Below are 25102 nucleotides of genomic sequence, written 5' to 3'. Positions count from 1 at the left end.
CTTTTATAAAATTTTAATATGTATAAGGGGGATACATATGGGGTATGCATCAAAGAAGATTAATAGAAAATATTTAGAAGAAGCAATAAAAAGTTATGAAAAGAGAGGAGTAACCAACTGGAGGAGGGCAGAAGTTTGTGCTAGAGCAAGTTTATATCTTGATATAGAGGATAAAGCTAAGGAGTACTTTGAAAAAGCGTCATATATGATTGATAATTTAATAGATATTTGTAAAGAGGATGATGATTTAAATGAATTATCTAGAGCTATTCATATGAAAGCTAATTTTTTAAGATTGGCAGGAGAAGTTGAAGAGGCAAAAGCTGTGTATAGAGAAGCAAAAGAAATGTATGAACAACTTTTAGAAGAAAATAAATATCCTTATTATAGAGATGTGTACATGGGAAGATATCTTTGTACATTATTTTTCCTGAAAGAATATGAAAAGTGTATTGATTTTGGTAAAGATAAAGAAGAAATTTATCCAGTAGCATTTTCAAGAGCTATATTAAATAATGATAAAGATGCTGTTGGTAATCTTATTGATAGAATAAAACGTCATGCAAAAGAAGCAAAAGTTGGTCCGGGAGAAGAAGATGGAACTGTTATAGCGATATGGGACTGGTACGAAATAGGGATGAAATTATTAGGACTACCATCAAGAATAGATTATATAGACTGGTAGAGGAATAGAAAAAGGACTTGATAAGTAATATCAAGTCCTTTTGTTATTTAAATTCTTTTGTGTATTCTATTTAAATAGAAAGTTATTATTAATGTTAATGCATAATCGTAAATTAAAAATGCAACTTGAGCTATAATTATAATAATATACCAAGGGAATTTAATGTCTATAGTTATAAATGATTTTAATACATATATTCCTATAAAAAACATTATATTTGAAAACAATAATTTTAAAATTATTTCAACTGGCATATTCTTAAGTTTTTCTATAAAGAATTTTACTATTCCATATACTCCAAAGTATAAGATGAATGGAAGTATTTTATCAAATGGAATGATGAAAAATCCTATTACAGAAGATGCTAAGTATACAAAAACTCCAAGTTTTACGTCACTTCGCATTATAGCTATAGCTGGAAATATTGATGAAATTGTAAAAATAGCAAAAGTGTTTATTGGTATTAGTAAACTTAAATACAAAGTTATAATTGTAAGTGCAACTAATATTCCTCCTAGTGCTATATTTTTAGATTTAGAACTATTCATAAATAATCATCTCCATAAGAAATTAACAACAACCTATTAAATCCCCACCAAAGCATTCACAAAGTGAATCTAAACACCAAAGGTTAAGACAACAGTTACAAGCATCAGCATTACCACCTTGTGTAGTTCTATATGGATTTCCATAACTAGTTGCTCTTGAATTTAATTGATTAAGTGCCTGTCTGTATTCAAAATTATTTGGGTCCATATTAACAGCTGTTTGAAGATGATTAAGTCCTGAATCAAACCATCCTTTATTAACATGACAAATACCCATTAAGAAATTCCATTCAGCATTTCTATTTGAGATACTATTAAGCTTAGTTTCAGCTGCACTAATATTTCTTGCTTGAAGAAGTCTTCTAACTTCTTGGAAAACAATTTGATCATTTTGGCTACTATTTGCATTATATCCGCTAGTATTACTATTAGAGTAGCTTGAATTTCCTGCATTTCCTTTAGTTAATGTATCATAAGCTGCATTAATTTCAGCAAGTTTTTCTTGTGCTAACTCTTTAAGTGGATTATCACCGTATTGATCAGGATGATATTTTTTTACAAGCTTTCTATAAGCGCTTTTAATTTCTTCTTGAGATGCTCCTTCTTTTATACCAAGTACTTCATATGGATTCATTTTTAAGTCTCCTACCTTTCTCTTTACAATTACAATTGCTTGTCACCTTTACGTATTTATCCATCATTCCAAGATTAATTATATTTTCTAGTATTTCTTTATTTCTCTCTAATGGGAGTTCATTTAGTATTTCTTTGCATGTATATGCTAAGTTAAATATACTAAATTCTAATCTTCCCTTAATTTCTTTTAATAATTCTTCATATGGAATATTATCTTTATTATAAAGATAATTTATTGGATTAAATTTATTTTTTTCTATATCCTCTTTTAAATCATCTAATGCATCCATTAAATATATCCATTTACCAAGAGAATAACCAAATTTATATAAGTTTTCTCTAAGAATTTCTGAATCTTCCTTAAATTCATTAGGATATTCTTTTAAAATAGATCCAACAATTACACTGAATGGATCACATATTTCATCTATAAATTTAAAATTTTTATTCTTTTCTAAATTACTAAGCTCTTTAAGTTTTTCTTCAATTAAGGAATTTATGTTAGTTACTGAAGAGGGGAATTTCTTTTTATAATGTTTAATAACATTTAGAAGAAATTTGCTCTTTAATGAATTATCGTCATAAACATCATCAAGAAGTTTATAATATGTAAGGGATACATTCATAGTTGCAGCATAATTTATTGCCTTATTATTAAGAAGAATAGGCTTCTTTTTATTAGGATGAGCCATACATCTTTTAAGCTTTAGATTAAGTTCTTCATTAGATGATAAACCATCTAATAATAATGCTAGAAAAGTCATATCATAATTTAAAGTCATCCTTGGAAGCTCGCCATAAAGAGTTTTAATCCCAAGACAAACACCGCAATAATAACTTTGAAATTGATTATATTCTCTAATCTTTAGTTCAGGTTTTAGAGGAGTTACATAACCAAACAATAAAAACACTCCTTTAAACTTTTAGTATAAAGACATTATACAATAACTTTACTATTTAAAACAGTAGTATATGTATAAATTACAAAACTTTACATAAAATAATAGTGACCTTTCAAAGTAAGGGTTGCGTAGGTTTGAGCTTGCTGGCATAATTTTGCCAGCTTTTTTTATTTCAACTGGAAAAATAAAACTATTATTACATAGTGAATATATTCATAAAACGCCAAAACACATAATATAAAAATAAAATACACAATTATTATTCGTTAATATACGAATAATAAAATAAATTAAATCAATAATGTTGACTTTTTTAAAGCGTAGTGCTATTCTGAAATTACCAAAACAAATAATGGAAATTAGGGAATCTAAATCAGTGGAGGGGAAAGAATGGTTAATATTAAAATGGTATTCGTTGAGAAGAAAGAAGGCTTTAATATTGAGGGGAAAATTTTACTTGAGGATTTTAGAACTAATTTAAGAATAGATTCATTAGAGGAAGTTAGAGTATTAAACAAATATCTTATTTCAGATATCTCAGATGAATATTATAATAAAGCGCTACATACTATTTTCTCAGAATTACCAGTAGATAAAGTATATGAAGAGAAGATTGATATAGATAAAGATGATATTGCTTTTGGAGTGGAGTTTTTACCAGGACAGTATGATCAAAGAGCTGATTCAGCATCAGAATGCATAATGTTATTAACAGCAGATAAAAAATTAGATGTAAAATGGTCAAAAATAATTGTCTTAAAAGGAAACCTTTCAGAAGAAGAAGTTCAAAAAATAAAGAAATATTATATAAATCCTGTAGATTCAAGAGAAGTAGATATTTATTCTAAAAAGATATCTAATGAATTTAGCATACCTAATGATGTAGAAGTGTTACATGGTTTTATTGACAAGAATGAAGAGGAGATTAAAAACTTCCATAAAGAATTAGGACTAGCTATGAGTATTGAAGACTTAACTATGATAAGAGATTACTTCAAGCTAGAAGAAAATAGAAATCCTACAATAACTGAGATAAAGGTTATTGATACTTACTGGTCAGATCACTGTAGACATACTACATTTGAAACATCCATAAAAGAAGTAGAAATAGAAGAAAATAAATATAACATTCCAGTAAAGAAAGCTTACGAAGCTTATTTAAAATCAAGAGAATATGTGTACGGAAAAGATACAAATAGAAAAGTTAAGTTAATGGATCTTGCAGTTATTACTATGAAGGAATTAAGAAAAAGAGGTCTTTTAGATGATTTAGATATTTCTGATGAAATAAATGCATGTTCAATAAACATAAACGTTGAAATGGAAGACGGAAAAGTTGAAGAATACCTACTAATGTTTAAAAATGAAACTCATAACCATCCAACAGAAATAGAACCATTTGGGGGAGCAGCAACATGTTTAGGCGGAGCAATAAGAGATCCACTTTCAGGAAGAACTTATGTATATCAAGCTATGAGAGTTACAGGAGCTTCAGATCCAACAGTTGAAATTGAAGAAACATTAAAAGGTAAATTACCACAAAGAACTATAACACTTGGGGCAGCACATGGATATAGTTCTTATGGAAATCAAATTGGACTTGCAACTGGACAAGTTGATGAAGTATATCATCCAAATTATGTAGCTAAGAGAATGGAAGTTGGGGCAGTAATTGCAGCAGCACCAAAAGAAAATGTAGTTAGAGAAGAGCCAAGTCTTGGGGATGTAGTAATTTTACTTGGTGGAAGAACTGGAAGAGATGGTGTTGGTGGAGCAACAGGTTCATCAAAAGAGCATACAGAAGAATCAATAGAAAACTGTGGGGCAGAGGTGCAAAAGGGGAATGCACCAACGGAAAGAAAGATTCAAAGACTTTTTAGAAAAAAAGAAGTAGCAATAATGATAAAAAGATGTAATGACTTTGGAGCTGGTGGAGTATCAGTTGCAATTGGTGAGTTATGTAGGGGGCTTAATATAGATTTAGATAAAGTTACTAAAAAGTATGATGGACTTGATGGAACAGAACTTGCAGTATCAGAATCTCAAGAGAGAATGGCTGTAGTAGTTACTAAGGAAAATGCAGAAAAGTTTATTGAATTTGCAAAGAAAGAAAATTTAGAAGCTACAATTGTTGCAAATGTTACTGATGACGAAAGACTTACAATGACTTGGAGAGGTAAAACAATTGTTGACTTAAAGAGAAGTTTCTTAGATACAAATGGGGCAGAACAAGAAACTAGAGTAAAGGTAACAGCACCAACAGAATATCCATACGAAGTTAAAGATATTGATGTTAAAAAAGAGTGGATAGATAATCTTAAAAAATTAAATGTTTGTAGTAAAAAAGGTTTAATAGAAAGATTTGATTCAACTATTGGATGTAATACAGTACTTATGCCACTTGGAGGAAAGTATCAAAAAACTCCAGCTGAAGGTATGGCTGCAAAGATTCCAGTACAAGGTAACGAAAGCTTAGATGCTTCAATAATGACTTATGGATTTAATCCATATCTTGGAATGTGGAGTCCATTCCATATGGCATTTTATTCAGTAATCGAATCTGTTACAAAACTTGTAGCAATGGGAGGAGATTACAAGAAGGCTAGACTTACTTTCCAAGAATACTTTGAAAAGTTATCAAAGGATGAGAAGAGATGGGGAAAGCCATTTGGAGCATTACTTGGGGCGTATAAAGCTCAAATGGATTTAGAAATACCAGCAATAGGCGGAAAAGATTCAATGAGCGGAAGTTTCGGTGATATAGATGTACCACCTACATTAGTGTCATTTGCAGTAGGAGTAGAGAAAGCTAAAAATATAATATCACCAGAATTTAAGAAAGAAAATTCAAATGTAGTTTTACTTAAATCTACAAAGTTAGAAGATGGAACAATAGAAATGAATGAGTTTAAGAACAACTTAAACAAAGTTCATGAACTTATATTAGAAGGAAAAATAATTTCAGCATATTCAGTTAAGTTTGGTGGAGTATCAGAAGGATTAACTAAGATGGCTCTTGGAAATAAAATTGGGGTAGAGTTTGATAATCTTTCTAAAGAAGAATTATTTGGATTTAATTATGGATCATTAATTTTAGAAATAAATGAAGATGTAAATATAGATGAAGAATTTACTGGACTAAACTTTAAAGTTATAGGAAAAACAAATGGAAGTAATAAAATAACTTCAAAAGAATATGATTTAAATTTTGATATAGATAAATTAGAAGAAGCTTATGAAGAGAAGTTAGAAGGAGTATTTAAATCAAAGACTACTAATAAAAATAAAGAAAATGTAGAAGAAGTTTTAAAAGACAATAAGGAAGTAAAAAAATCTAAGTTTAAAACTTCAACACCAAAAGTAGTAATACCAGTATTCCCAGGAACAAACTGTGAAACAGATTCTGCAAGAGCATTTAGACGTGAAGGAGCAGAAGTTAAAGAAGTTCTTATTAGAAACTTAAATAAAGAAATGCTTTTAGAATCATTAAAAGAACTTAAAGAAGCTATTAATGAATCACAAATAATAATGATACCTGGAGGATTCTCAGCAGGGGATGAACCAGACGGATCAGCTAAATTTATAGCTACAATATTTAGAAATGAAATGATAAAAGATGCAGTAACAGATCTTTTAGAAAATAGAGATGGATTAATACTTGGAATTTGTAACGGCTTCCAAGCACTTATAAAACTAGGACTTCTTCCTTATGGAAAGATATGCGATATAGAAGAAGACATGGCAACACTAACTTATAACAATATAAATAGACATATGTCAACTATGGTAAGAACTAAGATTGTATCTAAAAATTCACCTTGGTTTAGTGAAGTTAACTTAGGAGATATTCATACAATTCCTGTATCACACGGAGAAGGAAGATTTGTAGCACCAAAAGAATTGTTAGAAGAACTTTTAGAGAATGGACAAGTAGCAACTCAATATGTTGATTTTGATGGAGAAGTAAGTATGGATATGCCATACAATCCAAATGGATCAATGTTTGGTATAGAAGGAATAACAAGCAGATGTGGAAGAGTACTTGGTAAGATGGGCCACTCAGAAAGAATTGGAGAAAATCTTTATAAAAACATTATAGGAAACTTTGATCAAAAGATATTTAAAGCAGGAGTAAATTATTTCAGAGATTAAAAAAGGGGTGTTAATTATATGAAAGTAGCAATATTTTTCGGAAGTAAATCAGATATAGAAGTTATGAGAGGTGCTGCTAATGCACTAAAAGAATTTAATGTAGATTACAAAGCTTATATATTATCAGCACATAGAGTTCCAGAAAAACTTACAGAAACATTAAAAGAAGTAGAAGAAGATGGATGTGAAGTAATAATTGCAGGTGCTGGACTTGCAGCACATCTTCCAGGTGTAATAGCAAGTCAAACAACACTTCCTGTTATTGGAGTTCCAGTTAAGGCTGCAATTGAAGGAATGGATGCATTACTTTCAATAGTTCAAATGCCAAAGGGAATTCCAGTTGCAACAGTTGGAATAAATAATAGTTATAATGCAGGAATGTTAGCTGTAGAAATGCTTTCATTAAAATATCCAGAAATAAAAAAGGATTTAATAGATTTTAGAATTAGAATGAAGAAAAGATTTATTGAAGAAAACGGAGAAGGAGTGGATTTATAATGGTTAAAAAGTTTGAGATGTTATATGAGGGAAAGGCAAAACAAATATTTAGAACTGAAAATGAAAATGAGGTTATAGTTCACTATAAAGATGATGCAACAGCATTTAATGGAGAAAAGAAAGCTCAAATAGATAATAAAGGTATTTTAAATAATGCAATTACATCAATGATTTTTGAAATGCTAAACAAAGAGGGTATTAAAACTCACTTTATAGAAAAGCTTAATGAAAGAGATCAATTATGTAAAAAAGTTTCAATAGTACCACTTGAAGTTATAGTAAGAAATGTTGCAGCAGGAAGTATGGCAAAGAGACTTGGTCTTGAAGAAGGATACAAGCTTAAAACTACAGTATTTGAATTATCTTATAAAGATGATGAACTTGGAGATCCACTTATAAATGATTATCATGCAGTAGGAATTGGAGCAACAACTTTTGAAGAATTAAATAAAATTTATGAAATGACAGATAAGATAAATAACCTTTTAAAAGAATTCTTTAAGAAACAAAATATAGATTTGATTGACTTTAAAATAGAATTTGGTAGAGATGAAAATGGAGAAGTTATATTAGCTGACGAAATATCACCAGATACATGCAGATTCTGGGATAGTAAAACTGGAGAAAAGCTTGATAAAGATAGATTTAGAAGAGATATGGGCAACGTTGAAGAAGCATACATCGAGATATTAAATAGAATTAAAGGAGAATAATGTATGATACATGCAAATTTCGATATTATGGATCCACAAAATGATAAGTTCAAAGATGAATGTGGAGTATTTGGAGTATATGCAAATGAACCTGTAGATGTTGCATCTGTAACTTATTATGGATTATATGCACTTCAACATAGAGGTCAAGAAAGTACTGGAATTGCAGTTTCAAATGGAGAAGAAGTAAAAATTCATAAAGGTCTTGGAATTATAACAGAAGCTTTTACAAAGGAAAATTTAGATTTTCTTAAAGAGCATAATGGAAATATTGCAATAGGGCATGTAAGATACTCAACAGCTGGAGCTAAAACTATTGAAAATTCACAACCACTTTTAAGTACAACAAAACTTGGTCAAATAGCAACAGCTCATAATGGCAACTTAGTAAATTATGATGTTATTCGTGAATTGCTAGAAGAAGGTGGACATGTATTTAATACAACTGTTGATTCAGAAGTAATAACAACTCTTATTGCAAGAGGGTCAAAAAAGGGAATTGAAAGAGCAGTAATTGATGCAATATCAGCAGTTAGAGGATCTTTTGCTATGGTAATAATGAGCAAAGATAAACTTATAGGAGTTAGAGATCCACATGGAATAAGACCTTTATGCATTGGGAAAATTGCTGAAGGATATGTTCTTTCATCAGAAAGTTGTGCAATTGATGCAATTGGAGGAGAACTTATTCGTGATGTAAGACCAGGTGAAATTGTAATAATTGATGAAAATGGTATTAAGTCAATAAACTACTCAGAAAACACAACATGTAGAACATGTTCTTTTGAATATATATACTTTGCAAGACCAGATTCAGTTATGGATGGAATTGATGTTCACACAGCAAGAGTTAGACAAGGAGAGCAATTATTTAAGGAATATCCAATTGATGCAGATCTTGTAATTGCAGTTCCAGACTCAGGAATACCAGCAGCACTTGGATATTCAAGAGCTTCAGGAATACCTTATGATGTTGGATTTGTTAAAAATAGATATGTAGGAAGAACATTCATATCACCATCACAAGAACTTAGGGAAAGAGCAGTTGCAGTCAAACTTAATCCACTTAAAGTTAATGTAAGTGGTAAAAAGGTAATAATGATTGATGATTCAATAGTTAGAGGAACTACATCAAAGCATTTAATAGAATCACTTAGAAGAGCTGGTGCTACAGAAGTACACTTCCTAGTTGCATCACCTGTTGTTAAATATCCTTGTTACTTTGGAATAGATACTCCATATAGAAGTGAATTAATTGGAGCTAATAAAAGTCTAGAAGAAATAAGAGAAAACATTGGGTGCGATTCTTTAGGATATTTAAGCTTAGAAGGGATATATGAAAGCTTAGAGAAGAGAAGAAATTTCTGTGTAGGATGTTTTAATGGGGTATATCCAGTATCAGCACCTATGGAAGCTTTAAATGAAAATCTTGAAAGGTAGGGTAAAGAATTTATGTTAACTTACAAAGAATCAGGAGTAAATATAGAAGAAGGTTATAAGTCAGTTAAGCTTATAAAAGATTATGCAAAAAAGACAATGAGCGAGTATGTATTAAATGGACTTGGTTCATTTGGCGGAATGTTAGAGCTTCCAGAAGGATATAAAAAGCCAGTTTTAGTTTCAGGAACAGATGGTGTTGGAACTAAACTTGATATTGCATGTAAAAAGAAAAAGTACGATACAGTAGGAATAGACTGTGTTGCAATGTGTGTAAATGATATTTTATGCCATGGTGCAAAGCCAATATTTTTCTTAGACTATATTGCATGTGGAAAGCTTGAAGCTGAAGTTGCAGCTAGTTTAGTTAAAGGTGTATCAGATGGATGTTTAGATTCAGATTGTGCATTAATTGGTGGAGAAACAGCAGAAATGCCAGGCTTTTATAAAGCAGGGGATTATGATATTGCAGGATTTGCAGTTGGAATAGTTGATAAAGATAAAATAATAAGCGGAGAAAAAATAGCTAAAGGGGATAAACTTATTGGAATAAAGTCATCAGGTATTCATTCAAATGGGTACTCTTTAGTTAGAAAAGTATTTAAAGATTTAGATAGAGAATTTAATGGAAGACCAATTTGGGAAACACTTTTAACTCCAACAAAAATATATGTTAAGCCAGTATTAGCACTTTTAGAAAAATATGAAATTAAAGGTATGGCTCATATAACTGGTGGAGGATTTATAGAAAATGTTCCAAGAATGTTTAATGGAAGAGAGCTTACAGCAGTTATAAGAAAAGATAGCTATCCACTACCTGAAATATTCGAAGAAATGGAAGCTTTAGGAGTAGATAGAGATCATATGTATAACACTTTCAACATGGGTATAGGATTTGTACTTTGCGTTAAGGAAGAAGATGTTAATCTAATTTTAAAAGACTTACTAGAAATGGGTGAAGTAGCTTATGAAATTGGACATGTTACATCTGGAGGTGAAGGTATTTGTTTAAAATAGCAGTACTTGCATCAGGCTCAGGGTCTAATCTTCAATCAATAATAGATAATATAAAAAATGAGAATTTAAATTGTAAAATAGAGATGGTTATAGGAAGCAAAGAAGGAATATACGCATTAGAAAGAGCTAAAAGTGCAGGTATAAAAACTTTCGTTGTTTCAAAAAAAGAGTATGGAAAGAATACCTCAGATGAAGTATTAAAACTTGTAGATGGAAAGGTTGATTTAATTGTACTTGCAGGATACCTTTCCATCCTAGATGGAGAAATTTTAAAAAGGTTTAAAAATAAAATAATTAATATTCATCCATCACTAATTCCTTCATTTTGTGGTCCTAATATGTATGGTATTAAAGTACATGAAGCTGCAATAGAAAAAGGAGTTAAACTATCAGGATGTACAGTACATTTTGTAAATGATGAAGTTGATGGAGGAGCAATTATTCTTCAAAAAGCAGTTGAAGTTTTATTTGAAGATGATGCTTCATCACTTCAACAAAGAATATTAAAAGAAGAACATAAGCTTTTGCCAGAGGCAATTAAGTATTTAATAGAAGATAAAGTATCAGTAGTAAATGGAAGAGTTAGAATCTTAAAATAATGGAGGGTAAAAATTCTATGAAAAAGAGAGCGTTAATCAGTGTATTTGATAAAGAAGGAGTATTAGAACTTGCTAATTTCTTAAATAATAGAGGAGTTGAAATAATTTCAACTGGTGGAACATACAAGCACTTAAAAGAAAATGGTGTACCAGTAATAGAAGTAAATGAAGTAACAAACTTCCCAGAAATGTTAGATGGAAGAGTAAAGACACTTCATCCAATAATTCATGCTGGAATACTTGCAATAAGAGATAATGAAGAACATATGGCAACAATTCAAGGAAGAGACATAAACACTATTGATTACGTAGTAGTTAACCTTTACCCATTTTTTGAGAAAGTTAGAGAAGATTTAAGCTTTGATGAAAAGGTAGAATTTATAGATATAGGTGGCCCAACAATGCTTAGAGCAGCGGCTAAAAACTTCAAAGATGTTGTAGTATTATCTGATAAAGCTGATTATAAAAAAGTGATGGAAGAAATAGAAAATGAAGGTGAAGTTTCATTAGAATTTAGAAAGAAGCTTGCAGGTAAAGTGTTTAACTTAATGAGCGCTTACGATGCTGCTATTTCAAATTTCTTATTAGAAGATGAAGAATATCCAGAATATCTTTCAGTTTCATTCAGAAAGAAACAAGGATTAAGATATGGAGAAAACTCACACCAAAGTGCAGCATTTTATGAATCAACTACTGTAGATGGAGCTATGAATACTTTTGATATATTAAATGGTAAAGAATTATCATATAACAATTTTAAAGATATGGATATTGCATGGAAGTGTGTATCAGAATTTGAAGAGCCAACATGTTGTGCATTAAAACATAATACTCCATGTGGAGTTGCAATAGGAAAAGATTCTTATGAAGCCTACATGAAAGCTTATGAAGTAGATAAAGCTTCAATATTTGGTGGTATAGTTGCCTTTAATAGAAAGGTAGATAAAAAGACAGCAGAAGAAATGGTTAAGATTTTCTTAGAAGTAATTGCAGCACCAGAATATGATGAAGATGCTTTAGAAATATTAAAGACTAAAAAGAATTTAAGAGTATTAAAATGTCATAACACTCCACAAGATAAGAAATACATGGTTACAGTTGATGGTGGAATATTAGTTCAAGAAGAAGATAAAAAGTTAATTGAAGAATTAAAAGTAGTAACAGAAAAGAATCCAACTGAAGAAGAAATGAAAGATTTAATCTTCGGAATGAAAGTTGTTAAGTATGTTAAATCAAATGCTATAGTTGTAGCAAAAGATGGAGTTGCTCTTGGTATTGGTGGAGGTCAAGTTAATAGAATATGGCCAACAGAAGATGCATTAAAAAGAGGGGCTGGAGCTACAATACTTGCATCAGATGCATTCTTCCCATTTAGAGATGTAGTAGATGAAGCTTTTAAAGGGGGAATAAAAGCAATAATTCAACCAGGTGGTTCAATGAGAGATCAAGAATCAATTGATGCTTGTAATGAACATGGAATAGCAATGGTGTTTACTGGTCTTAGACATTTCAAACACTAGTTTACAAGTATCGTGCAAATATGAAAGTGAGATAATATGCTCTACTTACTTCGGAAAAGCTTTGCTTTTCAAGGCGTTCATAGAATATATTATTCTCACTTTCATTTGCACTACTGTTTTAAAGAATAAGAAGTTAAATTTTGAAATTTAAAAGGGGATTATAGGAATATGAAAATACTTTTAATTGGCTCTGGTGGAAGAGAGCATGCAATTGCTTGGAAGCTTTCTAAAAGTGAGAGGGTTAGTAAAATATATGTTGCGCCAGGAAATGGTGGAACTGCAATAGAGAAAAAGTGTGAGAATGTTGGAATTACTGATATAGAAGAATTGTTAAATTTTGCAAAGAGTAGAAGTGTAGATTTAACTGTAGTTGGACCAGAAGAACCTTTAATAAATGGAATAGTTAATAGGTTTAAAGAAGAAGGACTTAAAATATTTGGACCAGAAAAAGATGGTGCAATGCTTGAAGGAAGTAAAAGTTTTTCTAAGGATTTTATGAAAAAGTATGGAGTAGCTACTGCTGAATATGAAGTTTTCTATGAAGCTACAAGGGCTAAAGAATATTTAAATGAATGTAAATACCCTATAGTAATAAAGGCAGATGGACTTGCAGCAGGTAAAGGGGTAGTTATATGTGAAACTAAAGAAGAAGCAATAGAAAATATAGATTTATTTATGGTTAATGATATATTTAAAGGAGCAGGTAAGAAAGTTGTTATAGAAGAATTTTTAAAAGGTGTTGAGGCTTCAATTCTTTCAATAACTGATGGAAAGACAATAATTCCTTTTATATCAGCAAAAGATCATAAACAAATTTATGATGATAATAAAGGCCCTAATACTGGAGGAATGGGAGTTGTTGCTCCAAATCCTTATGTAACAGACGAAGTTTTAAAAGAATTCGAAGAAGAGATAATGAACAAAACTTTAGCTGGAATTAGAGAAGAGGGATTTGATTTTAAAGGAATTATATTCTTTGGAATTATGATTACAGATGATGGAGTAAAGCTTCTTGAATATAATGTTAGAATGGGTGACCCTGAAACTCAATCAGTTCTTTCACTTATGGAAACAGATCTTTTAGATTTAATTGAAGCTAGTATCGAAGGAAAGTTAAGTGAAAAGACTGTTAAGTTTAAAGATGAAGTATGCGTTAATGTTGTTATGGCTTCAAAAGGATATCCAGCTTCTTATGAAACTAATAAGGGGATAAGTTTTGAAGAAGGAGTTCTTGATAATTTATTCATTGCAGGTGCTAAACTTACAGAAGGTAAGCTTTTAACTAGTGGAGGAAGAGTTTTATCTGTTATAGGAAGAGGTAATACTGTAGAGGAAGCTAGAGAGAATGCTTATAACAATGTTAATAAAGTAAGTTTTGATGGAGCTTATTTTAGAAAAGATATTGGAATAGCTAAATAAGGATTTTTAAGAAACTGATAAGCTAAGGATTTAGATTCTTAGTTTATCAGTTTTTTTTGTTGGGGTTTAGAATAATTAATGGTGAACCGTATCATAAGTAAGCCTCCAAATCTTTGATTTGGTCAGGCGAACTTACACCTACGAACGAATGTGAGTAGCGTGTTTCCTTTAAATAAGTGAGGTTTATAGCCTTAAGCGTTGAAATAACATACCTAAGGCTATTTTTATAAGTGAAAATACTGTATCATAAGCAAGGTTATATTTACAAATCATGTTATAATAAGTTTATAGTTAAAGGTAAAATAGGAATTTATAGGGATTGGTTATTCTAATTAACTTAATGAAAATATTGAGATGAGTGAATATTTTTTAGAAAACTCTTGGAGAAAATGGTGTGAAAGGGAGTAGGTATTTAAAGTGGAATATGTTTGGATAGAAAAAGATAAAAATATTAAAGATATAATGAATGAAGAGATGAAAATACATATAAAATGGAGTGAAAAACCTGATAAAGACTATTTAGAGTTATCTAGACAGTATATGAACGCAAGTTATATCACCTTAAGAGAGGTTATAGAAGTTCCACACAATGATAATATCAAGTATGACATGTGGTTTTTGCCTGGTGTTTATATGATGAGACAGGCTATAGAATTATTGCTCAAGGCAGGATTAGCTGTTAAGGGAGCTACTAAGAGTGAGCTACAGGCAATATTTAAAGATAATAAACATAATGTAAAGGAGTTGTATAACACATTTAAAGATAGATACGGTATTGAAGAGCTAAATTTAGATGAAGAAATGTGGCTAGAGAAGTATTTAGGTAGTATAGAGATAGTAGATTCAAGTTCAGATCTTTTCAGATACCCATTTAAAGATGACTTCATGCAACAATATGGTAATAAGGCCTTAGATGTTTGGCATATGGGTAATAAACTTATATATTGTTATAGCACCTTGAATAAAATGATATTTGGTGAGTGGTTTGATGCAGACGAATTAGACCTTGAAGAAGAGCCACAGTTTATACACCTGGCCATTACAGGCATAAATAATTGCTATCTATGGGATTCACCATGGGGTGATGGATTCCATAAGCAGGTAACAGGATATAGTGATGTTGCAACGTTTTTGTTCGAAAAGTTTAAAGAATCAAAAGATGAAATGTTATTCTATCCGATAGTTTTCTTAATGAGAAATGCTATTGAGATAGGATTAAAAAGACTTCTTCACATACAGATGGAACAAGGTGTTGATGAGCATATTATCCGAAGAAAAAGGAACTCACATTTGTTATATAAAGACTTATGGAATTCAATTAAACCAATGCTGGTCCATTATTCGAAAGAAGACAATCAGGAGGAAGAAACACTAGATTTAGCCGAGAGATATATAAAGACTTTGAGCGGTGTAGATAAGAACGGGGATATGTTTAGGTATCCGTGTTCATTTAGTAATGAATATAAGTTTAATGATGAAGAGATTGATGTAGAGAATTTCTATAGTTATCTATTAGGACTTTTCCATTTTATTGATAGTTGTGATTCATGGTTAGATAATATAAAGGATTATGAAATGGAAATGAGAAGTTACATGGAGTGGGAATACTAAATAATATTTATAGTCTTAGATATTTATATAATTAGCCTAAGACTATTTTTATAAGCAAAAATACCGTATCATAAGTAATGAAACAAATATTAAAATTTAACGATTATATTATTAATTATTTTATAAGTATTAGTAATATAAATAACACTTATATTATTATTATTTACAAAAATTATTAAATGTTGAAAAGTATATTATAATATCATTAGGATAATTAAAAGGAATTTATTGAATTTTTATGGTAATATGGTAAATTTATATTGGAAGTTTTTTAGGAGGACAATATGGGGAGAAGAGAAGTAGAAGAAAATATTATTGAGTTAAAGGATATTTATAAAAAATATAATATAGAAGGAAGTGAAACAATAAATACTTTAAGCAGAGAACTTGAAGAGTTTAAAGTTAGAGTTTTATTTGTAGGTTGCTTTAGTGCAGGAAAAAGTGCTTTACTGAATAAGTTCATTGAAAAAGATATTTTGAAAGAAGATCAAAAAAGAGAAACTGCTATAGCTACTGAAATCGTTTATGATTATGAAGATTATGCAGAACTTATTAAGGGGAATGAGGTAGAGCAAGTTGATTTAGAAAATATAAAAAAATATGATGTAAAGAATTATGATTTTTATAGATATCATGTAAATAGTGAAGCTGTATTAAATTTAAAGGATATTACACTTGTAGACATGCCTGGGATTAATTCTGGAATTGATGAGCATAACAAAGCTATTTTCAGATATGTAGATAAGGGAAGTGGATATGTTGTTCTTATAGATTGCGAAGATGGTATTTTAAAGCCCAATGTAATAAGGTTTCTAGAAGAAGTCAATATGTATCATGATAATATTGTTATTGTAGTATCTAAAATTGATAAGAAGACCGAAGAGGATGTACAAGAAATTGTTGAAAAAATAAAAGAAATAGCAGAGGATGTTTTAGATAGAGAGGTACCATTATATACAACATCTATATATAATGATGATAATGATTTTGATGGAATTTTAGGTAATTTTAATGCTGAAGAACTAGTAGAACAAGCTTTTGAAACTAGGGTTAAAGAGGCAAGGGAATTATGTGTTATTACATTACAGAGTTTGTTAGATAATTTAAGCGTGGATACTAAAGAAATTGAAGATGAAATATATGAAAGACAAAAAGCTAGAATTAAGTTAAATGAAAAGATTTTAAAGGAAAAGGGAAAATTAAATTTTGATATAAAAAATAACGTAAAACCTCTAATACTATCTGATGTAAGAGATGCATTAAGTTCTAATTCAGAAAAAATAGCAGCAAGTATATTAGATAATGGTGATACTGATAGAATAATAAATGATATATTAAGACCTATTTTAATAAATTCTACAAAACGATATACAGCAAAATCTTTTGAAGAGTTTGTGAATGAAATTAATATGGAAGAGTTAATTACAAATAGATGGAATGAAAGTGTTGCAGGAGATATTTCAGATAAGTATCATAAAACAAAAGGACAAATAAGTAAGATATCTGAAACTATCGATAAAGGAAATAAGATTTATAAAACTATTGTAGGTAGTATATCAATTGCAACTACGATTGTAGCACCATGGATAGAGCTTATAATATTATTTTTACCAGATATATTAAATGTATTTGGTAGAATAGCAGAAAGTTCTAAAAAAGATGAAATCAAAGGAAAAGTTAGAACTGAAATTATACCTAATATAATAAAAAAGTTAGAAAGTGAAGTAGATAACTCTTTAATGGCATTATCAGAGGAATTAATTAATGAAATGGAAGAAAAAATAGGGGAATATATTCAAGTGGAGGAAGAGGGGCTTAAGTTAGCATTAGAAAAAAAGCAAGAAAAAGAAACTTTATATAATGATTTAGCTAAAGAACTAGAAATGGATATTGCAAATTTAAGTAAATCAATCGAGGGGAATAACGATGAAAACTAAAAATGAAAAATTTATAGAACTTATAGAAAAAATAAATAAGGATATACAAAAGAACAAGAACTTAATAGGTGATAGATTAGCAACTGAGTTTGAAAATAAATGTTTTAATATAAAAGAACAATTAAATAATATAATTGAAGTAAATAGAACATTAAAAATAGGTATAGTTGGAGAAGTTAAGGCTGGTAAGTCTTCTTTTTTAAATGCATTGATTTTTGATGGAGAAAATATTTTACCAAAGGCTGCAACACCTATGACTGCAGCTTTAACTAAGATAGCATATAGTAAAGAGCAGAAAGCTAAAATAGTATTCTATAAAAAGTATGATTGGGAAAATATTTGTAGGCTTTCAGAAAAATATGATGAATTTTTAATGAAAAAGCTTGAAGAATTAAAGAAGGAAGAAGAGGAAAAAAGAAAATTTAATTCTATAAGTGTACAAGTTTATAGAAAGAAAGAAATAACATTAGAAGGTGTAGAGAAAAGATATAGAAGTGAAATTCCTAAAGAATATGCATCATGTAAAGAGTTAACTGATATGGCTAAAAAAAATGGAATAGATGTATATAAATATTTAGATCAAACTGAATATATTACAGGAATAGAAAATGATAAGCAATATATGCAAAATTTAGATGAATATATAGGAAGTAAAGGCAAGTTAACACCAATAGTTAAACATACAGAACTACATATAAATAATGAATTTTTAAATGGAATTGAAGTTATTGATACTCCAGGATTAAATGATCCAATATTGTCAAGAAGTGAAGAAACTAAGAAATTTCTTATGGAATGTGATGTAGTTTTCATGTTAAGTTATACAGGACAATTTTTAGGGCAAGAGGATATGAAATTTTTGAAAAATACATTGCCGAAAGAGGGAATTAAAAAGGCTATATTATTAGGAAGTAAATTTGATTCAGGAGTTCTAGATTATAATGAAAGAAATGCAACTATAAAAAAAGCACTTAGAGAAAGTGCAAAGAACTTTTCAAGACAAGCCGAGGATAATATTAATGAGATAGTAAGAAGTGGAAGAAGTAACGAAACTATAGAAGAAATTAGAAAGGCTTTACCAGCAGAATATATATCATCATTATTATATGGGGCCGCTATTAAGCTTGAAAAAGGAAGAGAGCTATCGGCTGATGAAAAAAATATTATAAATAGAATGCAAAGAAGATTTACTGGCTTCGAAAGTTCACCAGAATTTTTAAGAGAGTTTGCTAATATAGATAGGATTAGAAATAAAGTTTTTACAGAGGTTAAAGCTGAGAAGGAAAAAACTATAAGTGATAGAATTGCTAAAATAGTAGATAGTAAGAAATTAGATTTTGACACTATTTTAGATGAAATATCTAGTGATATTACTAATAACTTGGAGCAAATTAACACTTATGAAAGCACTGAATTAAATGAAAAGAAAAAGAATTTAGTTGATAAGTTAGATTCTATTAGAGTTGAAGTTAGAAATTTATTTGAACATAGTATAGTAAAGGCAAGTAATCAAATTAGTAGAATAAAAGTTGAAGTTGAAAAAGAAGTTGAAAATAATAGAGAAGTTGGTATTTCAACATCAACAGAAACTCATAGTAAAAGTAGAAGAACTGGATTCCTAGGCTTGAGAAAAGAGTATTATGATGTTACAACAACTACGAAAATAGCTAATGTGGCAGATGTTGTAACTAATATAAGAAAATATGGTAATAAGGTTAGAGGCATTATAATAAATGAGTTAGATAGAGCTTTTGATGTGGAAGAATTAAAAAGAGAAATTAAGAATGTTGTTTTAGAGGCTTTTGATTTATCAGGAAAAAATTTCAGTAAAAATGAAATTTTATTGCCTATTGAAACAACATTAAGGAAATTATCAATACCTAAAATAAACATTGATTTAGAAAAATATGATGAAAAAATTTATAGTGAATTTTCTTCAGTAGCTGAAGGTAAAGAAATAAATAGTCTTATTTTAAAGCAAGATAGAGTATTACAAGAAATGACAAAGGATATTTGTAATGAAATTGAAGAAATTGAAGAAAAGATAGCTAATACATTAAGAAAAGACGGATTAGATTTTATAGATAATGTAGAAAAAAATCTTGAAGATAGAGTAAAACTTCTAGATAAATTATTAGAAAATAAAGAAAAGAATATATTAGATTTAGAAGTGGTGAAAAAAATTATTAGAGAAAATAAAAAAGAAATTTTAGAGGTTAGAGAATAATATGGGACTTTGGGATGACGAAGATGAAGATTTAGAAGAAGTTGAAGAATGTACGGAAAATATATATTTAGCTAATACAGAAAAAGGTGTGGAATTAATTGCAAAATTATTAAGTGGTGAAAGGTATAATAAAACTGTCGCTGAAAAAATAAATAGTATAAAAAGGTTAGATTATATTTTAGAGAAGAAAGTCTTAGCTACAAGTAAAATTAATATTGATAATGAAGTTAAACTTTACAATAGATTAGTGAGATTAAGCGATAAATTATATGAAAATAATAAAATGAAATTATTAAATAATAAAACGGTTATAGGAATAGGTGGACAGTTTAGTGCAGGAAAATCTAAGTTTATAAATTCTATAATAAAGAGCGATGTTTTGCCAGAAGACCAGACACCAACCACATCAATAGCAACTTATATAGTAAAAGGCAATACAGATGAAATTAGAGCATATACTTATACTGACAACAGCATTACTATTGATATGGAAGCTGTTAAAGCGCTAACACATGCCTTTTATGCTAAATATAATTTAGGATTTTCACAGTTTGTAAATGAGTTAGTGATAAGTAATAGCGAGTTTAAATATGAAAATATAGCAATATTAGATACACCAGGATATAGCAAAGCTGATTATTGTGTTAATGAGTCTATATCAGATGAAAAAAAAGCATATAATCAACTTAAAAATGTCGACTATTTAATATGGGTAGTTGATATAGAAAATGGAGTTATCAAAAATAGAGATATAGAATTTATAAAATCTTTAGAATTTGATAGAAAGATACTTATTGTTTTTAATAAAGCAGATAAGAAAATAAAAAGTGATGTAAAAGATATTATTGAAGAAAGTAAGGAAATTTTAAGTGAATCTAATTTAAATATATGTAATGTCATTGCATATTCTGCATATGATGAAGAGGAGTATTTTACAACCTATTTAGAACAATTTATGCTTGAAGCAAATAGTAATGTTGTAAATAGTAAAAGTATATATAGAGAAATTGAAAGTATATTAAATGAGATAAAATCTAATTTAACTAGGAAACGTAATGAACTTCAAAATAATAGAAACATTATAGGAAGAGTTATATTTAGATCTACAGATATTATGGAATTGGAGAGTTTATCTAGATATTATTCAGACATTTTAATAGGAATAAGTAATATTTATAAATTTGAAAAGAAAGTTTTGGAAAATGAAAAAGAAATAAAAATGTTACTAAGGAAAATAGAATAGGGGGAAGTAATGAAAACAGCAGAAGAAACAATAGAATTATTAGCTAATATATTATCAGAAAAGAACTATATTAAAAGTGAATATATAGAGGTATACAAAGAGGTCTTTTCAGAGGTAAGAAAGAAGCTTATAGGAATAGTTAACGAAATAGATTACTCTAATAAATCAAAAATTCTAAGGGGAATAGATAATAGTATTGAAGAAACAAAAGTCTTAATGCAGTTTCCAGAGCTTATAGGAAAAAATATTGTAGGAATAGTAGGTGCAGTTGGAGAAGCAAATGAAATAGTTATGAGAGCAATTTCTTCAAATGAGTCAAAGAAAATATATATGAATAATACATGTATTCCTAATATTATTTATAATGATGAAGATGAAAATAATATAAAGATAGTTAACTTAATAGAAAATTATGTAGAATTAGATGAAAAAGAATTTATAAAAGTAAATAGGGAATTATATAAAAAGAAAATAGATATAAAAGCTTTTTTATCTGCTTTTAGTACTCCAACAAAACTAGATGTAAAGGATACTGTTTTTATCTATTTTCCTGCTTATGCTTTAAAATATAAAGAGTATTATAAACATTTATTAGGAAAGGTTAATAGCTTTTTAGTAATAAGAGATGATAAAAAAAAATATTTAGACAACATAACATTTTTAAAGAGAAGTTTAAAAAAAATTACTGTTTTTTCAAAAGAGGAGAATATAGTAGTTGCAAAAGAAGAAATTGAAAACCTTAAAGAAGTTTCTATTATTAGTGAAAGTGGGTTAATGAATTTTATTTTAGAGAATAATTTTAAAATTAATAATCTTGATGTTTTAAATAAATTCTATTTGATTTTAAATGAAATTACTATAGATATGACTGAACGTAGGAAGTCTTTAAAGAAGAATATTGAGAAAATGGCTAAAGACATGTTAAGTATAGAAGATGAAGAGACGGATGAGATTTTAAATGCAGTAAGAAATAATAATTGTAAAAAATTAGAGATAGTTAATAAAGAGATAAATTTATATGAAAATGCTAAAAAACAAGTAATATTAAAGATTGAACTATTTGAAAAAGAGATTCTTGAAAAAGCTCAAATTAAAGTTGAAGAATGCGATTTAAATTATAGAGATATAAATTTTGATATTAGAAATAGAATGGCTAATTTAATAGTGAGTTTAATTGAAAGTAGACAAGTAGCTAAGGCAAAAAAATATATTGATATTTTAGAAAAGAAAAATTGTGAATATACATATCTTTTTGAATTATATAGTTGTGCTAAGAATAGAAAAAAAGTGAGCATAAGCTCAATTGAGAAGTTAATGGTTGAAAAAGAAAAACTTGATATAGTCAATAAATTAAAAGTTATGTATTGTACTGAGATTAATTTAACTGTAAATGAGTTTAGAGAAGTATTAAAATGTATTAATATAGATATGTTAGATGGAAATAGCTTGGAAAAGTTAGGAGACTGGTGCAAGAGAAATAACTTAAATGAGTTTAGGTATTATGAAAAGGCTGTGGAAAAGGGAAATGTTAAAGCAGGAGAAAAAATAGTAGAAGATGAAGAAATTCCATTAAATGTTTTAGAAAGATTAGCTAATAGGCTTATACCATCTGCAAACTATAAATATGGAATGATTTGTATAGAAAAAAATCAATATGCAAAAGGAATGACAAACTTAAAAATTGCAGCAATATATAAAAATGCTGATGCTATTTTTGAATTAGCAGACATAGAGTACAATAGAAATGGAAATAGATTAAGTGATGAATCAGCAGAAATTTGTAAAATATTATATCAATATCTTTTAAATGAAGGATATAAGGATGGCATTATATATGAACGTCTAGGAACTATATTATATTATGAAAAAAATTATATTAGAGCAAGTGAATTACTAGAAAAATCTAATACGGCTGATGGGTTATATTTAGCAGGTAGAATCTATCAATATGGAGATAAGCTTTCTCAAGATTTACAGCATACAAAAAATTTGTTTAGTAAGGCAGCTAATAAAGGGCATGTTAGAGCAAGTGTTGAATATGAAAAAGTATGTGGCTGGATAGAGTCAAATGAAATAAAGAGAGATGTATATAGAAGTGGTGTAGATTATTCAACAACAAGAACATCAACTCCTACAGGATCAAGTGGTGGATGTTTTTTAACAACAGCTACATGTTTAGTATTAGGAAAACCTGATGAATGTGAAGAATTAGTTGCATTTAAAAAGTATAGAGATACATACTTAATAAATGAAAATGATGGAAAACAATTAATAAGAGAATACTATAGAATAGCACCAGAAATACTTAATAAAATTGATGAGGAACAGGATAGTAAGCAAGTTTATTTTAAAATGTATGATGACTATATTTCTGTAGGGTATAGATATTTATTAGAAAAAGAATATAAAAAAGCAAAAGAAATTTATATAAAAATGGTTGTTGATTTATGTGAAAAATATAAAGTAAAAATTAATATGCAAAATTATTGATGATAAAGAACTGATAATAAGAGTATTATTAAATATTTGAATTCTTTAAAGCTACTACTTTAAGAGTGCTAGATAAATCATTAGGCTAAGGAATAATTCCCATATATTTTAAGTGGCTTATTTAAAAGTAAAAAAGAACCATTATTTTTAATACAACTGAAGTGCATATACAAGATAAAAATATATGTTGTGTGAAAAAAGGAAATGTGGACAAGATTCGTATAAAATAATTGATTTTTCAGGATTTAAACCATTATTTGAAAAAATAAATGAAATTATAATGTTAGAGGATCGATAGTGTAGAGGGGAATATATATTAATAATTATAAAACCCAACTTAGTACTGATACGGAGAAACGTATCACAAGTAAGGGAAAGCAGTTTATCCAATATTAAAAAGGTATAGAGTTAGACTTAATTCTATACCTTTTTTAATAGTATCTATAAATATTTTTATAAATTAAGCAGCAAAGACTTAAGTTCATCAAAATTAGAAATCTCATAGGTAGGTTTTATTGAAGTTTTATTTATAATCTTGTTAGGGTTGTACCAACAGGTATCTATACCAAAGTTTATCCCACCTTGTATATCAGAACTTAAACTATCTCCTACTATTAAAACTTTGCTTTTATCAAAGAAATTTAGATTTTTTAAAGTGTGTTCAAAAATCTCAGGATTTGGTTTTGATATTAATATTTCTTCAGATATTACTATAGTATCAAAAAATTTTGCTATAGTAGATTTTCTGATTCTTTTATCTTGAACTAAAGTAAGGCCATTAGTTACTATGGCAAGTCTGTAAGACTTGCTTAGAGTTTCTATAAGATCCATACTATCATCATATAAAAATGATGCATCGGATAAATGCTCCATATATAATTTTGCAAAGTTAGTTTCATCAAAACTTACACCTAATCTATCTGATAATCTTTTAAATCTTTCTACTTTTAAATTTTCTTGTGTAATAAGCCCTTGTTCAAACTCTTTCCATAGAACTGTATTTATTTCTTGATAAATTTTCAAATGATAACTTTCATCATAGTTTATGTTAAACTTAAACATTGTGTTTTTTAATGCTTCTTTTTCAGATTTTTTAAAATCATATAATGTTTCATCTGCATCAAATAATATAACTTCATATTTCATAATATATCCTCCAAGTTTTATATAAATTAAATAAGTGTTAGTTAGAGTAGGAGTATTTGATACAAATTTTAACATAACATAGCAAAAAATAATAGAAGCTATAATGAATATTACATTATGTTAGGGGTGTGGGTAGATGAAACGTGTATGTAGTAAAAGGTCTTATTTAGTTCTTTTAAAAATAAGAAAAAAGTATAAAAGATAAATAAGTGAAACCGTTGACAGAATGTTTGAAATGTTTTATTATATGAATATAACAATTGGATGGTTATTGTTAAAAGACAAGCTAGACCTATTTGTATGAGTTTATAAGAATTGCATT

Annotated in this window: 18 protein-coding genes; 14 read left to right on the top strand and 4 right to left on the bottom strand. The window is 28.6% G+C overall.

From position 1 onward, the window contains the following. The first annotated feature begins 37 nt into the window (after positions 1-37). A complete protein-coding gene (locus ACZ5TJ_RS10375) occupies positions 38-685 on the top strand; it encodes a hypothetical protein (RefSeq protein ID WP_464199438.1) in 648 nt (215 codons plus the stop codon). A 47-nt stretch (positions 686-732) separates the two neighbouring features. Here ACZ5TJ_RS10375 and ACZ5TJ_RS10370 read toward each other — a convergent pair whose 3' ends face one another. Genes ACZ5TJ_RS10370 through ACZ5TJ_RS10360 form a run of 3 tightly spaced genes read right to left on the bottom strand, consistent with a single transcriptional unit; the run spans position 733 to position 2771 of the window. Beyond that, positions 733-1233 (bottom strand): hypothetical protein, encoded by a 501-nt coding sequence (locus ACZ5TJ_RS10370; protein WP_464199436.1) that lies wholly within the window; start codon positions 1231-1233, stop codon positions 733-735. 22 nt (positions 1234-1255) lie between these two features. Then, on the bottom strand, positions 1256-1867 hold the full coding sequence (locus ACZ5TJ_RS10365) for a J domain-containing protein (RefSeq protein ID WP_464199434.1): 612 nt from the start codon (positions 1865-1867) through the stop codon (positions 1256-1258). Beyond that, entirely contained in the window at positions 1854-2771 is a 918-nt protein-coding gene (locus ACZ5TJ_RS10360) for a DUF5685 family protein (RefSeq protein WP_464199432.1), read from the bottom strand. Before ACZ5TJ_RS10360 ends, ACZ5TJ_RS10365 begins: the two co-directional genes overlap by 14 nt. 390 nt (positions 2772-3161) lie before the next feature. On the opposite strand from ACZ5TJ_RS10360, the gene ACZ5TJ_RS10355 reads away from it, so the two are divergent. The 13 genes from ACZ5TJ_RS10355 (at position 3162) to ACZ5TJ_RS10295 (ending at position 23634) form a co-directional block, all read left to right on the top strand. Then, a complete protein-coding gene (locus ACZ5TJ_RS10355; protein WP_464199430.1) occupies positions 3162-6923 on the top strand; it encodes a phosphoribosylformylglycinamidine synthase in 3762 nt (1253 codons plus the stop codon). Between the two features lie 18 nt (positions 6924-6941). Then, entirely contained in the window at positions 6942-7421 is a 480-nt protein-coding gene (gene purE, locus ACZ5TJ_RS10350; protein WP_346026031.1) for a 5-(carboxyamino)imidazole ribonucleotide mutase, read from the top strand. Beyond that, on the top strand, positions 7421-8134 hold the full coding sequence (gene purC / locus ACZ5TJ_RS10345; protein ID WP_045724215.1) for a phosphoribosylaminoimidazolesuccinocarboxamide synthase: 714 nt from the start codon (positions 7421-7423) through the stop codon (positions 8132-8134). The genes purE and purC overlap by 1 nt, the downstream gene beginning before the upstream one ends. Before the next feature lie 3 nt (positions 8135-8137). Then, on the top strand, positions 8138-9574 hold the full coding sequence (gene purF, locus ACZ5TJ_RS10340) for an amidophosphoribosyltransferase (RefSeq protein ID WP_430862114.1): 1437 nt from the start codon (positions 8138-8140) through the stop codon (positions 9572-9574). A 12-nt stretch (positions 9575-9586) separates the two neighbouring features. After that, complete coding sequence (gene purM, locus ACZ5TJ_RS10335) at positions 9587-10588, top strand: phosphoribosylformylglycinamidine cyclo-ligase (RefSeq protein ID WP_464199425.1); 1002 nt, start codon at positions 9587-9589, stop codon at positions 10586-10588. Beyond that, entirely contained in the window at positions 10576-11187 is a 612-nt protein-coding gene (purN, locus tag ACZ5TJ_RS10330; protein ID WP_464199423.1) for a phosphoribosylglycinamide formyltransferase, read from the top strand. Before purM ends, purN begins: the two co-directional genes overlap by 13 nt. A gap of 17 nt (positions 11188-11204) precedes the next feature. Further along, positions 11205-12707, top strand: a complete 1503-nt coding sequence (gene purH, locus ACZ5TJ_RS10325) for a bifunctional phosphoribosylaminoimidazolecarboxamide formyltransferase/IMP cyclohydrolase (protein WP_464199421.1) — start codon at positions 11205-11207, stop codon at positions 12705-12707. A gap of 168 nt (positions 12708-12875) precedes the next feature. Further along, positions 12876-14126, top strand: coding sequence for a phosphoribosylamine--glycine ligase (purD, locus tag ACZ5TJ_RS10320; protein ID WP_464199419.1), 1251 nt, complete (start codon positions 12876-12878; stop codon positions 14124-14126). 417 nt (positions 14127-14543) lie between these two features. Then, a complete protein-coding gene (locus ACZ5TJ_RS10315; protein WP_464199418.1) occupies positions 14544-15737 on the top strand; it encodes a hypothetical protein in 1194 nt (397 codons plus the stop codon). A 284-nt stretch (positions 15738-16021) separates the two neighbouring features. Continuing rightward, on the top strand, positions 16022-17674 hold the full coding sequence (locus tag ACZ5TJ_RS10310; protein ID WP_464199416.1) for a dynamin family protein: 1653 nt from the start codon (positions 16022-16024) through the stop codon (positions 17672-17674). Next, a complete protein-coding gene (locus ACZ5TJ_RS10305) occupies positions 17664-19901 on the top strand; it encodes a dynamin family protein (RefSeq protein ID WP_464199414.1) in 2238 nt (745 codons plus the stop codon). The genes ACZ5TJ_RS10310 and ACZ5TJ_RS10305 overlap by 11 nt, the downstream gene beginning before the upstream one ends. A 1-nt stretch (position 19902) precedes the next feature. Then, a complete protein-coding gene (locus ACZ5TJ_RS10300) occupies positions 19903-21144 on the top strand; it encodes a dynamin family protein (protein ID WP_464199412.1) in 1242 nt (413 codons plus the stop codon). A 9-nt stretch (positions 21145-21153) separates the two neighbouring features. Continuing rightward, entirely contained in the window at positions 21154-23634 is a 2481-nt protein-coding gene (locus ACZ5TJ_RS10295) for a tetratricopeptide repeat protein (protein ID WP_464199410.1), read from the top strand. A gap of 453 nt (positions 23635-24087) precedes the next feature. Here ACZ5TJ_RS10295 and ACZ5TJ_RS10290 read toward each other — a convergent pair whose 3' ends face one another. Then, positions 24088-24780: a YjjG family noncanonical pyrimidine nucleotidase gene (locus ACZ5TJ_RS10290; protein WP_464199408.1), complete on the bottom strand. Its 693-nt coding sequence runs from the start codon at positions 24778-24780 to the stop codon at positions 24088-24090. Between the last annotated feature and the right edge of the window lie 322 nt (positions 24781-25102).

The organism is Clostridium budayi (assembly GCF_055396605.1).
Note: the sequence above shows the minus strand (reverse complement) of the source record. Positions and strands in the feature narration are given on the sequence as shown.

What these genes read in the sequence shown, in the direction of transcription:
- ACZ5TJ_RS10375 (WP_464199438.1), top strand. Translation starts at nt 38, where the DNA reads ATGGGGTATGCATCAAAGAAGATTAATAGAAAATATTTAGAAGAAGCA.
- ACZ5TJ_RS10305 (WP_464199414.1), top strand. Translation starts at nt 17,664, where the DNA reads ATGAAAACTAAAAATGAAAAATTTATAGAACTTATAGAAAAAATAAAT.
- ACZ5TJ_RS10365 (WP_464199434.1), bottom strand. Translation starts at nt 1,867, where the DNA reads ATGAATCCATATGAAGTACTTGGTATAAAAGAAGGAGCATCTCAAGAA.
- ACZ5TJ_RS10355 (WP_464199430.1), top strand. Translation starts at nt 3,162, where the DNA reads ATGGTTAATATTAAAATGGTATTCGTTGAGAAGAAAGAAGGCTTTAAT.
- purH (WP_464199421.1), top strand. Translation starts at nt 11,205, where the DNA reads ATGAAAAAGAGAGCGTTAATCAGTGTATTTGATAAAGAAGGAGTATTA.
- ACZ5TJ_RS10370 (WP_464199436.1), bottom strand. Translation starts at nt 1,233, where the DNA reads ATGAATAGTTCTAAATCTAAAAATATAGCACTAGGAGGAATATTAGTT.
- ACZ5TJ_RS10300 (WP_464199412.1), top strand. Translation starts at nt 19,903, where the DNA reads ATGGGACTTTGGGATGACGAAGATGAAGATTTAGAAGAAGTTGAAGAA.
- purM (WP_464199425.1), top strand. Translation starts at nt 9,587, where the DNA reads ATGTTAACTTACAAAGAATCAGGAGTAAATATAGAAGAAGGTTATAAG.
- ACZ5TJ_RS10290 (WP_464199408.1), bottom strand. Translation starts at nt 24,780, where the DNA reads ATGAAATATGAAGTTATATTATTTGATGCAGATGAAACATTATATGAT.
- purC (WP_045724215.1), top strand. Translation starts at nt 7,421, where the DNA reads ATGGTTAAAAAGTTTGAGATGTTATATGAGGGAAAGGCAAAACAAATA.
- ACZ5TJ_RS10310 (WP_464199416.1), top strand. Translation starts at nt 16,022, where the DNA reads ATGGGGAGAAGAGAAGTAGAAGAAAATATTATTGAGTTAAAGGATATT.
- purE (WP_346026031.1), top strand. Translation starts at nt 6,942, where the DNA reads ATGAAAGTAGCAATATTTTTCGGAAGTAAATCAGATATAGAAGTTATG.
- purF (WP_430862114.1), top strand. Translation starts at nt 8,138, where the DNA reads ATGATACATGCAAATTTCGATATTATGGATCCACAAAATGATAAGTTC.
- ACZ5TJ_RS10295 (WP_464199410.1), top strand. Translation starts at nt 21,154, where the DNA reads ATGAAAACAGCAGAAGAAACAATAGAATTATTAGCTAATATATTATCA.
- purD (WP_464199419.1), top strand. Translation starts at nt 12,876, where the DNA reads ATGAAAATACTTTTAATTGGCTCTGGTGGAAGAGAGCATGCAATTGCT.